The organism is Pseudomonas sp. TYF_14, assembly GCF_043105275.1.
Taxonomy (GTDB): Bacteria; Pseudomonadota; Gammaproteobacteria; order Pseudomonadales; family Pseudomonadaceae; genus Aquipseudomonas; species Aquipseudomonas alloputida.
The window spans coordinates 1-13,575 of record NZ_JBICLK010000073.1 but is presented as its reverse complement, the minus strand read 5'-3'; the positions used below and the strand labels follow the sequence as shown (position 1 = coordinate 13,575).

15 protein-coding genes and 1 pseudogene are annotated in these 13,575 nt (G+C 58.8%); 5 read left to right on the top strand and 11 right to left on the bottom strand.

What is annotated here, in order from left to right; translation table 11 throughout:
• The first annotated feature begins 116 nt into the window (after window positions 1-116).
• Together ACF8O8_RS19325 and ACF8O8_RS19320 are read left to right on the top strand one after the other, a co-directional pair.
• On the top strand, window positions 117-938 hold the full coding sequence (locus tag ACF8O8_RS19325; RefSeq protein ID WP_003247511.1) for an ABC transporter substrate-binding protein: 822 nt from the start codon (window positions 117-119) through the stop codon (window positions 936-938).
• A complete protein-coding gene (locus tag ACF8O8_RS19320; protein WP_003247513.1) occupies window positions 935-1,756 on the top strand; it encodes an amino acid ABC transporter permease in 822 nt (273 codons plus the stop codon). Before ACF8O8_RS19325 ends, ACF8O8_RS19320 begins: the two co-directional genes overlap by 4 nt.
• A gap of 105 nt (window positions 1,757-1,861) precedes the next feature.
• On the opposite strand, the gene ACF8O8_RS19315 is transcribed toward ACF8O8_RS19320, so the two are convergent.
• The gene (locus tag ACF8O8_RS19315; RefSeq protein WP_047605117.1) at window positions 1,862-2,791 is read right to left on the bottom strand and encodes a malate dehydrogenase; all 930 of its coding nucleotides are present in this window, start codon (window positions 2,789-2,791) and stop codon (window positions 1,862-1,864) included.
• A 430-nt stretch (window positions 2,792-3,221) separates the two neighbouring features.
• Here ACF8O8_RS19315 and ACF8O8_RS19310 point away from each other — a divergent pair, with 430 nt between their 5' ends.
• Window positions 3,222-4,607: a GntP family permease gene (locus ACF8O8_RS19310; protein WP_392510281.1), complete on the top strand. Its 1,386-nt coding sequence runs from the start codon at window positions 3,222-3,224 to the stop codon at window positions 4,605-4,607.
• A gap of 96 nt (window positions 4,608-4,703) precedes the next feature.
• Here the strand turns inward: ACF8O8_RS19310 and ACF8O8_RS19305 are convergent, their stop codons facing one another.
• From ACF8O8_RS19305 to ACF8O8_RS19275, 7 genes and pseudogenes are all read right to left on the bottom strand, one after another.
• Window positions 4,704-5,402, bottom strand: a complete 699-nt coding sequence (locus ACF8O8_RS19305) for a hypothetical protein (protein WP_392510280.1) — start codon at window positions 5,400-5,402, stop codon at window positions 4,704-4,706.
• Between the two features lie 245 nt (window positions 5,403-5,647).
• Complete coding sequence (locus tag ACF8O8_RS19300) at window positions 5,648-5,860, bottom strand: hypothetical protein (RefSeq protein WP_392510279.1); 213 nt, start codon at window positions 5,858-5,860, stop codon at window positions 5,648-5,650.
• Window positions 5,853-5,981, bottom strand: coding sequence for a hypothetical protein (locus ACF8O8_RS19295; RefSeq protein ID WP_392510278.1), 129 nt, complete (start codon window positions 5,979-5,981; stop codon window positions 5,853-5,855). The genes ACF8O8_RS19300 and ACF8O8_RS19295 overlap by 8 nt, the downstream gene beginning before the upstream one ends.
• Window positions 5,982-6,575: 594 nt before the next feature.
• A pseudogene (locus ACF8O8_RS19290) lies at window positions 6,576-7,042 on the bottom strand (helix-turn-helix domain-containing protein).
• Window positions 7,039-7,440, bottom strand: coding sequence for a HipA domain-containing protein (locus ACF8O8_RS19285; RefSeq protein WP_392510300.1), 402 nt, complete (start codon window positions 7,438-7,440; stop codon window positions 7,039-7,041). The pseudogene ACF8O8_RS19290 and the gene ACF8O8_RS19285 overlap by 4 nt, the downstream one beginning before the upstream one ends.
• A gap of 693 nt (window positions 7,441-8,133) precedes the next feature.
• Window positions 8,134-8,523 carry a hypothetical protein gene (locus tag ACF8O8_RS19280; protein WP_003247529.1) on the bottom strand — a complete coding sequence of 130 codons (390 nt, stop codon included), beginning with the start codon at window positions 8,521-8,523 and terminating at the stop codon, window positions 8,134-8,136.
• A complete protein-coding gene (locus ACF8O8_RS19275; RefSeq protein ID WP_010951904.1) occupies window positions 8,516-9,916 on the bottom strand; it encodes a PAAR domain-containing protein in 1,401 nt (466 codons plus the stop codon). Before ACF8O8_RS19275 ends, ACF8O8_RS19280 begins: the two co-directional genes overlap by 8 nt.
• A 247-nt stretch (window positions 9,917-10,163) precedes the next feature.
• On the opposite strand from ACF8O8_RS19275, the gene ACF8O8_RS19270 reads away from it, so the two are divergent.
• On the top strand, window positions 10,164-10,580 hold the full coding sequence (locus tag ACF8O8_RS19270; RefSeq protein WP_392510277.1) for a hypothetical protein: 417 nt from the start codon (window positions 10,164-10,166) through the stop codon (window positions 10,578-10,580).
• Window positions 10,573-10,755 carry a hypothetical protein gene (locus tag ACF8O8_RS19265; protein WP_010951901.1) on the top strand — a complete coding sequence of 61 codons (183 nt, stop codon included), beginning with the start codon at window positions 10,573-10,575 and terminating at the stop codon, window positions 10,753-10,755. Before ACF8O8_RS19270 ends, ACF8O8_RS19265 begins: the two co-directional genes overlap by 8 nt.
• Window positions 10,756-10,786: 31 nt before the next feature.
• On the opposite strand, the gene ACF8O8_RS19260 is transcribed toward ACF8O8_RS19265, so the two are convergent.
• The 3 genes from ACF8O8_RS19260 to ACF8O8_RS19250 form a co-directional block, all read right to left on the bottom strand.
• Window positions 10,787-11,401: a YitT family protein gene (locus tag ACF8O8_RS19260; protein ID WP_392510276.1), complete on the bottom strand. Its 615-nt coding sequence runs from the start codon at window positions 11,399-11,401 to the stop codon at window positions 10,787-10,789.
• On the bottom strand, window positions 11,391-11,573 hold the full coding sequence (locus ACF8O8_RS19255) for a hypothetical protein (protein ID WP_049586345.1): 183 nt from the start codon (window positions 11,571-11,573) through the stop codon (window positions 11,391-11,393). The genes ACF8O8_RS19260 and ACF8O8_RS19255 overlap by 11 nt, the downstream gene beginning before the upstream one ends.
• Before the next feature lie 888 nt (window positions 11,574-12,461).
• Window positions 12,462-13,575, bottom strand: a 1,114-nt coding sequence (locus tag ACF8O8_RS19250) for a Fic family protein (RefSeq protein ID WP_392510275.1), incomplete at its 5' end; no start/stop codon positions are given.

Sequence of the window (13,575 nt, the reverse complement as noted above, 5' to 3'; positions counted from 1 at the left end):
TTCGCTCTGCCATATAACTTCTCTGAAGGTTCTTATGAATAAAATTCATTATGGGGATTAGGGTTATAACTATTAAATACCCTATCACCCATTTGCCCAACATATCAGGTATGTACATGCGATTTTCTTCTCTGCTGGGTGCGGGCCTTGTACTGCTCGCAACTGCCACCCAAGCCTTTGCTGGCGCCACGTTGGAGCGAGTTGAATCGCGCAAGGAAATGGTTAACGTGCTGATGGAAAGCTACCCGCCGTTTTCCTTCCTCAATGACCACAACCAGCTCGACGGTTACGACGTGGACGTGGCCAAGGCAGTGGCCGACAAGCTCGGCGTCAAACTGCGCCTGGAAACACCGTCCTGGGACGTGATTGCCGCTGGCCGCTGGAGCGGGCGCTACGACATCTGCATTTGCTCGATGACCCCGAGCAAGGCGCGCGCCGAGGTGTTCGACTTCCCCGTGGAGTACTACGCATCGCCCGCCGTGATCGTGGTCAATGCCTCGGATGAGCGCATCCATGGCGCCAAAGACCTGGAAGGCCGCAAGGTGGGTTCGATCAGTGCATCGAGCTACGAAAGCTACCTGAACAAGAACCTGGTCATTGAAGGCAAGGAAGACCAGAAGATCGATTACCCGTTCGACTTCGTGCAGGCTGCGCCCTACGACACTGAAAACGTCGCCTTCCAGGACTTGGGCCTGGGCACTGGCGTGCGGCTGGACGCCATCATTACCAACCTTGTGACCGCGCAGCCGCGCCTGCAGCAAGACAAGCGCTTCAAGCTGGCCGGTGCGCCGCTGTATGAAGAGCCCAACGCGGTGGCCATCGAAAAAGGCGACCCTGAGTGGGATGCCAAGGTACGCCAGGTGTTCGCCGAGCTGAAGGCTGATGGCACCCTGGCCAAGCTGTCGCAGAAATGGATTGGCGCCGACATCAGCAAATGAGCACCTTCCCTCCCTCCCCCAAGCCCGTGGCAAAGCCTGCGGGCGCCGGCCTGTTCGGCTTTCGCACCCGGTTACTGCTGACCTGGCTGGCGCTGTTCGGGCTGTTTGTCGCCTTCTTCCTCAGCTTTGACCTGAAGTTCGCCATCATTCTGGAGAAGTTTCCCAACCTGGCCGGTTTCAAGCTGGGGCCCAATGGTTTTCTGCAAGGCGCCGCACTGACCCTGTTCCTGTGCCTGTGCTCGATGGTGGTATCCGTGCTGCTCGGCTTTGCCGCCGCGCTGGCACGGTTATCCAACAGCGCGGTGCTGGTGGGTGTGGCCAGCTTCTACACCTCGTTCTTCCGTGGCACGCCGCTGCTGATCCAGATTCTGCTGATCTACCTGGGGCTGCCGCAGGTGGGCCTGGTACCCGGCGCCATCAGCGCCGGCATCATTGCCTTGTCGCTGAACTACGGGGCCTACCTGAGCGAGATCTTCCGCGCCGGCATCCTCGGGGTGGCCCGTGGGCAACGTGAAGCAGCATTGGCGCTGGGCATGCGCACGCCGCAGATCTTCTGCCACATCATCCTGCCCCAGGCCATGCGGGTGATCATTCCGCCCACCGCCAACCAGTTCATCTCGATGCTCAAGGACTCGTCGCTGATTTCCGTGATGGGGGTTTGGGAGGTGATGTTTCTGGCGCAGTCGTATGGGCGTTCGAGCTATCGCTACCTGGAAATGCTGACCACCGCCGCCGTGATCTACTGGGTGCTGTCGATACTGCTGGAGCTGCTGCAGGCGCGGCTGGAACGGCATTTTGGCAAGGCTTATCAGCGCTGAGGGCTGCACACGGCCCCTTGCAGAATCATCTATGCACGCACGACGTGCAGGAGCACCACCAGGGTGCTCCTGCATCGAACGCGTCCACTGAAGCCGCTTTGCCGCTCACAAAGCTTTCATCTCGGCAATATCCCGCGCTACCTGGTCGGCAGAGTGGTCGAACATCGCCTGTTCCTGCGCATCCAGCGGCAACTCGATCACCCGCGCAAGCCCCTTCTCTGCCAGTACGCAGGGCACCCCCATGGCGATATCCGTTCGCCCATACTCGCCCTCGAGAATCGCCACCGCCGGCAAAATACGGTTCCGCCCATTGGCGATCGCATCGACCATCTGCGCAATGGCCACGCCCGGTGCATCGCAGGCGCTCCCCATCTTCTTCAACCCCAGAATCTCGCCGCCGCCCTTACGTGTGCGTTCGACAATCTGCTCGATCTGCTCATCGGACAAGAAGTGCGACAACGGCACCGAGCCAATCTGGCAGTAGCGCATCAGCGGCACCATGCTGTCGCCATGCCCGCCCAGCACCAGCGCCGTGATATCCCGTGCAGAAAACCCGGTTTGCTCGGCGATGAAGCACTTCATGCGCGCGGTATCCAGCACCCCCGCCTGCCCAAACACCTTGTCACGCCCCTGCCCGCTGACGCTCCAGGCGCGGTAGGTGAGCACATCGACCGGGTTGGACACCACCAGCACCGTCGCTGTCGGCGCGTGGTGCTTGATATCCGCCATGATGCTGTCGAGGATTGGCAGGTTGGTACTCAGTACATCCTGGCGCGACTGGCCGGGCTTGCGCGGCACGCCCGCCGTGATCACCACCAGCTCGGACCCCTCCAGCATCTCGGCTTTGGCCCCGCCGTGAACATGGGTATCGGAACCTGAATCCACCGCAGCCTGCCAAACGTCCAGCGCCTTGCCCTGCGCCAGCTCACCCTGCACGTCCATCAACACCAGCTCACGACACAACTCATCGCGGGCGATGATCTGCGCCGCCGCCTCGCCGACCAGGCCGGCACCCACAATCGTTAATTTGTTCACCAGACACCTCCCAGCGGCGCGCGCCACCAGGAACACGCCTGCGTATACAGAGAAGTATTGCCTGCCGGGGCTAAATGGCCACCCAAGACGATGCGACTACCTTCACTTGACAGTATTCCATGGCAGCGCGAATACTTTGGCCAGATTCATATAGATGACCATACAACAAGGTGAATCAACCAATGAACATGCTGCCCAAGCGCCCTGTCGCCACACCACCGCCCACCGGCCTCAGCGCCACGCCTCCCTGCTGCCCACCTTCCGTTACCAGGCGCCCGCCTGTGAGCGGCAGCTAGCGCAAAGCCGCGTTCCCTTCCTCGAAACCGTAGCAGCAGCCCCAACGGCAGCCACCTGCATGCCCCGTGGAAACGCCCGTCACGCCTTCAAACCCTGAGTGCAGCCGAGCGCCAGCCCAACCGAGACTCCTTGAATGACTCCCTTAGATATACAGCTATTACTGACAGCCTTGGCCAGTGTTCTGGTGTTGGTGGCGCTCATCGTTTCGCGCCTGAAAATGCACCCGCTGCTGGCCTTGCTGGTGGTGTCCATTGGCGTGGGCTTCGCGACGCATATGGCGCCAGGCAGCATCGTCTCCCACCTGCTCACCGGCGCCGGCAAGACACTGGGCGCAGTGGGGGTGGTGATTGCGCTGGGTGCGATGCTCGGCAAGATCCTGGCTGACGCTGGCGTCACGGAGCAGGTCGCGGATGTCATCCTCAAGCGCACCCCCGACCGCATGATCCCTTGGGCCATGATGCTGGTAGCCTTCGTCATTGGCATCCCCATGTTTTTCGAAGTCGGCCTGGTGATCATGCTGCCGCTGATATTCAGCGTGGCGCGCAAACTGGAAAGCAAGGCGCGCTTCAAAGGCTCGGCGTATGTGTATGTAGGTGTGCCGGTCATTTCGGCGCTTGCCGCCATGCACGGCATGGTACCGCCGCACCCAGGCCCCCTGACCGCCATCGCCGTGCTCAAGACCTCGGTTGGGCCCACCATGCTCTATGGCTTCCTTGCCGCCATTCCGGCAATGATCCTGGGCGGCCCGCTGTACGGCATGTTCATTTCACCGCGCATGAACACGCGGCCCGATCAGGCATTGCTGGACCAGTTCACACTGGCTGAAAAAGCCGATGGCCAACCCCGCCCCGGGGTAATGGTCGGCATGCTGGCCGCATTGCTGCCGGCCATCCTGATGCTGGTGCATGCCGTCGCCGAGATGCTGCTGCCCAAAGGCAATGCGCTGCTGGAACTGGCCAGTTTCCTGGGCAACCCGCTGATCGCCATGCTGCTGGGCGTGCTGTTCGCTGGCGCCAGCCTGGTGCTTGCCCGCGGCGGCGACGCCGAACAGCTGCGCGATGCACTGGGCAAAAGCCTCAAGCCGATTGCCTCGATCATCATGATCATTGCCGGTGGCGGTGCCTTCCAGGAGATGCTGACCAGCGCCAAGGTTGGCGATGCCATTGTGCACCTGACCCAGCAATCTGCCTTCCCTCCCCTGATTCTGGGGTGGCTGATCGCGATGTTGCTCTCGGTGTCTACCGGTTCCGCCACGGTCGGTATCGTAGGGGCTTCCGGCTTACTGGCGCCGCTGGCAGGTGCAGACCCCAGCCTCAACCTGCCTTTGCTGGCCTTGTCCATCGGCTGCGGTTCGCTGTTCTTCAACTATGCGAACCATGCAGGCTTCTGGATGGTGAAAGAATCCTTTGGCATGACCATGGGCGAAGCCACCAAGACCATCTCGGTGGTGCAGTCCATCGTGGCGGTGGTTGGCTTGATCGTGGTGTTGCTGCTGAACGCGGCGATTGCTGTGAGCTGAACCGGCTTGCAACAACTGCCCGAGATCATTCCAAGGTCTGCACGGACGGTGCGGACCTTGGGTCGCGATGGGCTGCAAAGCAGGTTCACGCCGACGTCAGTACTGGGTTTTGTTCAGCTTCTCGGCCAAAGGCGGATAGTAGATCTGGCCGATCTCATCCGATGACCACCACGCCCAGTGCAGCAGGTACAGGGTGACGATGCTCAGTAGCGCATAGCCCTTCCAGCCAAACCAAAAGGTGAAATAAGCCATCAACCCGGGCAGCTGGAAATGAGCACTCACCCCAGCATTTGCAATTGCCATCAGCACCAGGCCGAACACCAGTACCCCGGTTTGGAAGCGCTGTTGCCGCCACTCCTCGCGCTGCATGGTCAAGCGCTTCCAATAGTTGTAGAGGAATTCGTTGCCTTCACGAAGGCTGTGCTCTCGCAGTGCACTGAAGGTCACGTAGTTGGGAAACAGCGAATAATCTCGCGGGCCCTGAAGCCGATACCACGGAACGAAGCTGCCCATGATCGCCGCCACACGCGCCAGCACCGGGATTACCACCGACACCACCAGGCAGAAGACCATGATGCCCACGAATATACGACCGACATTTTCCCAGACGATCGCCATGTCCCCCGAGAAACCCAGCAAAGTTGTACCCAGTGAGTGCATGAGCGCGATATCGATGAACAAGCCTACATAGGCCAGCTTCAATGCCCAGCGTACTTCCCACGCTTTTTCGAACACCGCGCCCGGCAGCCCGGCGATAGGGTTGGTGGTTTTCAGGCTGTCTCTGTTTTGATCCATGCAGAACCCTCGGTAGTTGGCACATGGCCAGGCAAATGGTCAGGGCAAAGCGCTTTAAATGCGCTTTGCCTGATTACCATGCACTACAGAGGCGCGAGCGTTCTACTCAACTTGACGCAGTTGCTACCATCCCCGCAGAAGAGGCTGCTTTTGTGTTGCATGTCCAAGGGCTGTAAAGCAGCCGTTCATGCATCCACACCGGAGTGCCATGCCCTCTTCCGCGGTGCCCGCTAATCAGCCGGGTCCTACCCACCCTGCTCCATCACCTTCCCACACTGCTCGCTGGCCAACCGGCTGATGATCCGGATCGCCTGATGGATACCGGCCGTGTTGCGAAAACTCAGCCGCGGGTTGTGTTCGCACTCGAGCACTTCGTCGTGCTGGACCAGGGCCTCGCCTAGCAGTTCTAGGGTCCAGGCGTAGCTTTGGATGGTGGAGAGGCGTTCTTGGTCAGACATGGCGGGCCTCCGGTTGGACGGAGGTGAAGAAAGGTTTGCCGACGGTGAGCTCACTCAGGGCGCCCGAAGAACAACGGCGGCGAACGGATACGCGGATCTGTAACGGATTTACGGTGGTCATGCATGAGTTCCTTTCGTGATGGAACTGCCACCGCTCGCGGCCAAGCAAGTTAAGGTGGCAGCAGTACGCGGGTTGGCCGACCGGGACGAAAGGAGCCCGGCACACCCGAAGGTGTCCCGCGCACCACCGCCATAACGCAACATCGCGGGCACAAAAAAAGCGCCTGCGATGAAGATTGGGCGCTGATGCGCCTTTCGATTCCGACCGGCCAAGGTCGCATCGCCGATGCTTCGGCGACGTAGGGACTTTATTCCTGGGTGGCTGTTTTCGCAAGTTTCTCGGGGCACGAATAGCCAACGCGCGCCGTAGGAAAACGGCTTGCCACAGGTCACATGCACTTACCAGGATTAATGCGGTCCGTGTAGGAGCTGGCTTGCCTGCGAAGGGCTGCGCAGCAGCCCCATACCCCGACATGACTGGAATAATCCTTCAACGGCCTTCAGCAGACTAGGCCAGGCGCAACATGCGATACCTGGCCAATCAACACCCTCGCCTAACCCTCCAACTCCTGGCCATCGCGTTCCAACACCTTCCCACACTGCTCACTGGCCAACCGGCTGATAATCCGAATCGCTTGATGAATCCCAGTTGTAGTTATTCCTGACTGCTTTTCCGTGCCCGTGGCGATGCCGGCCTCGACACTGCCTTCTTCGCTTTGGCTGCCGCAGGGCTTTTCCCTCGTTTCGGTCCGGCCACCACGCAGGAACTGGCCAGCGGCGCGGCCACAGCGATTGGCCCACCAGCCTTCAACTGGCCGACAGTGTTGCCGACGAGCGTTGCAGTGGGCTTATTTTGGCAGTCATCACCATACCCATCCGCACGCCAAAGAGACGCAGCACGCACTCCAAAGTGCTGAGTTTCGGATTCGACTTCCCGCTTTCCAGTTCGTACAGGCTTTTCGTGGACATCTTGCACATGGTCGCGAAGGTCTTTTGGTCAAGCCCGGTGACTTCGAGCCGAAGACGGCGGATGGATGTCCCAATTGGATCGAGTCCCGCCGCGTTGCGCTTGACGATATCCTCTACGAGCTGGGCGCGCTCTTCAGGCTGTAGTTTTTTCATCGCAGTCCCCACTCCACGAGTCGTTTATCCAGGTTATTCACGGGTAGCGAGGCTGCATTGCGCATCGATTCAGGCGCATCGGTCAGCAGATCGGGCAATGCCCTGAATGCCTCAGCCGCATGCATCAACCGTTGCAGCAGAACCTCGGGATCAGTGCAACCAACAAGCTCAGCGCAGTTGTCGCGCCGATTAGAAGACCCCTTGCGCTCCGCCGCCCACTTTGTCGTCCGTGTGATGCCCTCTTCATACAGGATCATTGGCGCGAGGTCATAGATTGGCGCCAAACGAAACCTCCCACCCACACGCATGATGCAGGTGTTGCGGCCGTGGTTATCGGTGCTCCCTAGAATGCGGTTCAGCAGATCGCGATGATGTAGTCGTCGTAGGCGACAAGACAGCTTCCATCAGCAACACGCTCAGGGTTCTCAACCGAGAGTGTCGCTGCCTCGCACCATGCACCATCGGAGAAGCCCGGATCGTGAGTCTGAGCGGCATCGCGACACCATTAATCAGTATTTGAATGCCGATTAAACTAGTGCGCACGACAGGAATCGGCAATATTTTGCCGATTAAAAGCTTAAGCACGGGCAAAACCGGCACCACACTACCGATTATGCATTTACAGCGCGCCGGTGGGTGCTACAGGTCGTTACTGCGCCTGGGAAGCAGGAACTGCATGTGACTCGGCCTTTGGGTTATAGGACTATGTTTAATTGCGCTGGGTAGGTGGTGGATGGCACAAGCTTCGCCCGTGTTCGCGGGTAAACCCGCTCCTACAGGGGGGGGGAACGGCTAAGTCCGAGGTTTGCAGGCCTGATGAGAAAAGACAGGCATAAGAAAGCCCGCATTAGGCTGGCTTACATTGATGGCCCGATAGCAAAAAACACCATCGGCCAAATTGTCTGGTGCGGAGACAGACGGACGGTTGTAGGGCGTCAGGGCCCGGTTTTCACGGGGCTGGAATTTGGTGGATTTATAGACGTACCTCATAGGGTATCTATCAAAAAATCAGCTATTTATGGCTTTCAGTGGAATCGAATCGGGACTTGCGAAGGATCCAGTGAGAGCTACGACCGCCGTGGCATCAACGTTCACGCCTTGATGAATCCATAGGTCACCCACATCCAAGCGAAGCCAAAGGCCGTCAGCCACGTGGATACCTGTAGAGCCAACTTAAGTTTTGCAGGGAAGTTTTCCAGTTCTTCGATGTCCAGATGCCCTCGGCGCATATGTACGCCAGGCCAAATGAGTATTCCACAAAGAAACGTTATCAGCAGCCACCGAGCGCCAAAGCGCCGCGTGCCCAAAAACAGTTTCATTTGCTCCAGGCCGGGATGACTTTGGATAGCCGAGGTTGCAACAGTGAAATTTCTTGTACCCGCGATGAATGCACTGACCGCACAACCGGCCAACGCGATCACGAACGGACACGCCAGCATTATCCACTTCAGCCACACGGGCCAACTCTCGAACTCAGTCATAATGTGATTCGTAGATCAGCTCGCCCATTTGCTCACCGCCCTCCGCACCGGCGATGCTCCCAGCAAAAGCCCCTCCCCCGACCAGCGCAATGCCACATACCGGCGCCCCGAAACCCGCGGTACCAGCAGAGAACACCCCACATACAGCGAGCGCAGTGATCCCAGCAATCTTGCCACCCACGATCCCTCCCGCCAGCCCCCCAGCGAAAGCACCTGCCTCAGACAAACGAATTTTTTTGCAGCCTTCGGTTTCCCCTGCACGGCAGGCCTCTTGGACTTTCAGATAGGAAGATGTACCACCTAAGCCAATTCCGACATGCCCACCATACCGAAGGTACTTACTAAGCTTCGCCACTTTGTCCAAGTATGTGGCGTACCCAGGAATCTGCCCTGGCCCACCGGCTTTTGACCAATGATGCACAAGACTTTTGGTCGAGATATTCAAGCTTTTCTTCAGCCGCTCGTAGGCCCCTAGATTCAGATGTTTATTTAGAAAAGTCGCCTTCAGCTGACCATCTAGCTGTTCCAATAACAGCCGTCGTTCGGCGAAGAAGGATGGGCTATTCAGATGGCCATGGCGCAGAAATTCTTGCTGATGCAAACGCTCGATGTTGCCAAGTGTGCTGCGAAGCTGCCGGAGGCCGTGGTCCATCATGTCCTTACCCACACCCATGGAGAGACTGGCGTCACTAAGCAGTCCGGCAATTTCAGCCTGATACTCCATCATGAAATCTGACTCGGCAAAATCGAGTACAGCCAAGGAACGTCGCGCGCGCTCGGCGGCCGCCATGAGTTGGCCCTCCTCCTGGGTGCAGGCATAACCGTTATCCGGATCGCCGATGACGAAGATTTCCCCTGCCTTGAACCCCTGCTCGAAAGTCGGGTTCAGGCGTTGCAGGTACGAAATGGGCAAGGTCGAATCATGGCTAGCCAGCTCCAACAGAATCTGCGGGAACGACATGCTCCGGGGCACCACATAGAATCCCGGCTGCATCTGCCCAGGCAACCCGCCAACCATGGCGGGCGAAGCCCCTGCCAAAGCGCTAGAGCTCCCAGGGCCAGCGGGTGTGAGGCTAGTGCGTACGGCAACCGGCAGCCGCGGCGGGGGCATTTCCCCTAAAGGCGCCACCACCCGGTTGCTACCCTCTGGGCAACCGCAATCAACTAACGCGCCATCCATCGCGACTGGCTGGCCATCCGAGATGAAGTGCCACACCCCTTCGACGACCTTTCCTTCCAGCCCGCAAAGTGGACAAGGTGTGGTGGGATCCCCCATCCTCAGGACCATTCGTCCCTCGTCGAGGTAACCTTCCCCGGTGGCGATGCAAATCGCACCTGTGGTGGTTACGTCACCGTCTACTGCTTGGCCAAGCCCATCCAGACTGACGCGCATTTCAGAGTCCCTTGCGAACTGTAGGAGCGAAAGAACCTAACAGCTAGGAAGGGGCAAATGAGGCCTCGAGCAGCTAACGAGACGATTCCTACGAGCAACGCGGATTTAGGACTAGGCACGACCTAACGGTTTGGGAACTAGAGCCCTCCCCCTTTTTGTTCACTCCCGAAAATAAAAAAAGGGGGACAGGCCCACACTTACTTAACGTGCTTCGGGTGCCCTTTTTTTTTGTGTCGGAGGCAGAGCGATGACCAAAGCACTGCGCACTGGCATGACCTACGAAATGGCCAACCACATAGACCGTCACAACCGGACAACAAAAGGCCCGATGACGATTAGCCAGGAGCTGACAGCCAGGATTATGAACAAGGCCAAAGACCTTGCATTGCAGTATGAACACCGCGCCGTTGTCGGCCTCACAGGCGAGGCGCGAGACGCGCTAGCCCGTGATGATATGTGGCCAGCATCATCAAGGAATTGCAGCTGTAGCGGCGCGCCAGAGCTTCACAGGGGTGGCCTGACCCTGGCCGCCACCAATGAGGCTATGCGCCAGATGATCAGCTTCGGCTCGATGTTGGGCCTGGACCCGGCCAACCGGGCGCGGATCATCGGGGGCAACAGGCAAAGCCCGGCGAATGAATTCGCCGCCCTGCTGAATGCGTGATTTCGCGACCGTCCGCGCGCTGGAGCGGCACCTGCGCAACGCGGGCGTGCCCAAGTCGCTGGCCACCAAGATATCCAGCCAGGTGACGGACGAAACCGCGCGCCGGCTGCTGCCGCTGCACGTTCGGTTTTGGATTGTGGCACGGGCCATGACCGCCAGGCCCCGGAAAATCTGAGTTCCAGGCGGTGCCCAACATCACATTCAAATCAGCCCCGATACCGGCCAGGCTTGTGCCAGCGGATCAGCACCAGGTTCATTGCGACGGTGCCGACCGCCGACCAGGCCATTTTGTCGGCGGGCAGGTAGAAGGCCGCGACCAGGAACAGCGCCGCATCGCAAGCGAGCTGCGCCACGCCGGCGTTAATGCCGAATTTCCGCTGGAACCAGAGAACCATCGAGCCTGTACCGCCCATGGATGCGTTGTGCCTGGCCAGGCAAAGGATGCCCATTCCCAGGAGCGTTCCGCCGAGCGCCCACCCCACCGCCGGGTCGATGCCAGCAACGTTTAACGCCGGGGTAACCAGCTTAACGCCCAGGCCAAGGGCGAAGCTGACCAGGACGCTTTTCAGGGTGAAGTTCCGCCCCATCGTGAACAGCGCAAACAGCAGGAACGGCACGTTGATAGCCGGCACCAGAATCGACGACGGGTAGGGGGTGACGAACGAGGCCAGCAGGGCCATTCCAGCAATGCCCCCGGTGATCAGCCCGCTTTTGCCCAGGATGGCGATTCCGGTCGCGGCCAGCGCGATGCCAGTGAACAGCCCGTATGCGTCATCTAGCGCGCTGTGGCGCGGGTAGAAGGCGTGGGTATCACAGCTCATAGGGCGCCCCCATTAGCGTCGTAGCGCGCTGGCGCAGGCCTTCCACTGCGGTGACGCGGGCAATCTCAATGCCCTGGCGAACGATGATAACCACGGTTCCATAGATCACTTGTTCGAGGATGAATTCAAGGCTCGACTGAGCGTCGGCCAGGTCGTATTTCACCTGGTGCACGGTGCGGGTTCCTTTTGGGAGGGTGGCTCGAAAGGTGGGTTTCACCTGGGGCGCCGTGGGCCAGGGTAGGCCTACAGGCGAGGGGAAATGATGGCGCGGATTGTGCGAAAAGTGCTTTCTAACTTTGCAGGGTATGGGGGTATTTGCGAATGGACTATGCGCAGACTGTTAGAAACTCAGAAAATCTATGCGCCGGCGCGAAAATGATCGGATTCGATAGGAGCCTAATAAATCCGATCCTGGCGCGCTGCTGGCTGCATGAAAACACTCCCACATCTAAAGCGATTTGGGCGACGCAGAGATAAATACCACCAAAAGGTGGGGGTTTGGGTTTACTGCCACCCGGTCGGCGCCGCTGGTGAAATCCTCGGAAAAGCGACGAAAATTGCATTGGCATGTTTTTTGTGCGTGCGTATGGCGGGTCAGTATCTCGGCGCATGGCACGGGCTTCACCCGTGTTCGCGGGCAAGCCCTAATGCCAGTCAGTTAACGTTTTCCGGCTTGATTGGGGCTGCTTTGCAGCCCTTCGCGGGCTTGCCCGCTCCCACAGGGATCGCGCTAGCTTTTAGAATTTGAGCAAGCCAGTTGGCTCACACAGGTACGGAGTAATGTTCCGGGTGGCGATACCTGTTCGACTGCCCGGCTGCGCATGCTTTGAAAAGCTGCTCCGAAGTAGCTTTAAAGGGTTTCGTGGGGAGAGTGAACTGTGTTGCAGGGCACAGTTCAGCGGTGGAGCAAGAATTGCGGGGGCCGCCTTGCGGCCCTTTCGCGACACAAGGCCGCTCCCACACAGGGCGTGGAATATTCGAGCATCGCGCTTGCATACGGGCCTTAATGTTCACGAAAGGAGACGAATTCAAGCTGAATTAGTGCCGATCTTGAAATCATTCAAGGCCTGTCGAGTGGCTCTGAAATGAACCCCTGCTCCCTCAGTGCCTTGATGACCCCACGCACCAGGTAATTGTTGGAGAAGCCAATGGTGTATTGCCTCGAATTTGGGTTGATTGGCAGAAGCATGCCTTGCTCTACCAGGTTCTTGATCTGATAAGTCCGTTGGTTAGCCGTGAGCGCGGGGAGTGCCTGAGCAATGTCACTCGATTTCACGACCTTCATCTTTATGACGCTGACCAGAATCTGTTCCTCGGTGTCGGTAATCCACTCCCGACTGCGTGCAAAACTCACCGCCGGCAACAGAATGCACTTCGTGAGGTAGCCATAGTCGGTGAGCTTGTCCACCTTCTCCAATTCGTCGCGGATGCCCTGCAGCACATAGGTACACCATGCCTCCAGCCCTCCTGCGGCGCCAGTATCGGCAAGCCCCAGCATGGTGTAGTACTTGTCCCGGTCATTGCAGAACACCGCAGTAGGGTTGAGCACCCGACCACCCGTGTTCACGTTGAAGCCGTACTTCATCAACAGCGCGTAGGTCAGCAACCTTACCACCCGCCCATTGCCATTGCCGAATGGATGAATCCAACCGAAACGGTGGTGCGCCAGGGCGACCTTCATCAGCGCGTATTTAGGGGAATCGTCGCGATTGATGAAGCTGACCAACTCCTGCATGTACTGCGGCACCAGCACACCTTCTGGAGGCAGATGCTCCGCCTGTGCGATCCTGACCGCCCCTTCCCGGTAGGCGCCTGGCGTTTTATCGCCTTCACGCCGTAACCCCATTACGGTCATGGCGTGCAATTCTCGGATCGTATGCTCTGTCAGGTCTGCACCAGGCTTGATCACCACTTCGATGTAATCCATCGCCTTTTCGATGTTGGCAATTTCCAGCAACTGATCGGTGCTCTCGGCCTTCCCTTCGACTTTGCTGTCGATGTAGTCGGCCAGTGTGGTGTGGTTGCCCTCGATTCGAGCAGACCCCAAGCTCTCCAGCGTGTGGAACAGCGCCTTCAACTGAAAGAACACCTGAGGTGGAGTGTCCCCTTCCAGCCTCAGCCTGCGCAGAAACTCGAGCTCGGCCAGAACGTCAACCAGCGGCGAGTCGAAGGAC

Excerpts from the sequence above, each read along its gene's own strand:
- ACF8O8_RS19275 (WP_010951904.1), bottom strand. The coding sequence starts at position 9,916 with ATGCGCGTCAGTCTGGATGGGCTTGGCCAAGCAGTAGACGGTGACGTA.
- ACF8O8_RS19270 (WP_392510277.1), top strand. The coding sequence starts at position 10,164 with ATGACCAAAGCACTGCGCACTGGCATGACCTACGAAATGGCCAACCAC.
- ACF8O8_RS19325 (WP_003247511.1), top strand. The coding sequence starts at position 117 with ATGCGATTTTCTTCTCTGCTGGGTGCGGGCCTTGTACTGCTCGCAACT.
- ACF8O8_RS19295 (WP_392510278.1), bottom strand. The coding sequence starts at position 5,981 with ATGACCACCGTAAATCCGTTACAGATCCGCGTATCCGTTCGCCGCCGT.
- ACF8O8_RS19300 (WP_392510279.1), bottom strand. The coding sequence starts at position 5,860 with ATGTCTGACCAAGAACGCCTCTCCACCATCCAAAGCTACGCCTGGACC.
- ACF8O8_RS19320 (WP_003247513.1), top strand. The coding sequence starts at position 935 with ATGAGCACCTTCCCTCCCTCCCCCAAGCCCGTGGCAAAGCCTGCGGGC.
- ACF8O8_RS19265 (WP_010951901.1), top strand. The coding sequence starts at position 10,573 with ATGCGTGATTTCGCGACCGTCCGCGCGCTGGAGCGGCACCTGCGCAAC.
- ACF8O8_RS19280 (WP_003247529.1), bottom strand. The coding sequence starts at position 8,523 with ATGACTGAGTTCGAGAGTTGGCCCGTGTGGCTGAAGTGGATAATGCTG.
- ACF8O8_RS19260 (WP_392510276.1), bottom strand. The coding sequence starts at position 11,401 with ATGAGCTGTGATACCCACGCCTTCTACCCGCGCCACAGCGCGCTAGAT.
- ACF8O8_RS19310 (WP_392510281.1), top strand. The coding sequence starts at position 3,222 with ATGACTCCCTTAGATATACAGCTATTACTGACAGCCTTGGCCAGTGTT.
- ACF8O8_RS19305 (WP_392510280.1), bottom strand. The coding sequence starts at position 5,402 with ATGGATCAAAACAGAGACAGCCTGAAAACCACCAACCCTATCGCCGGG.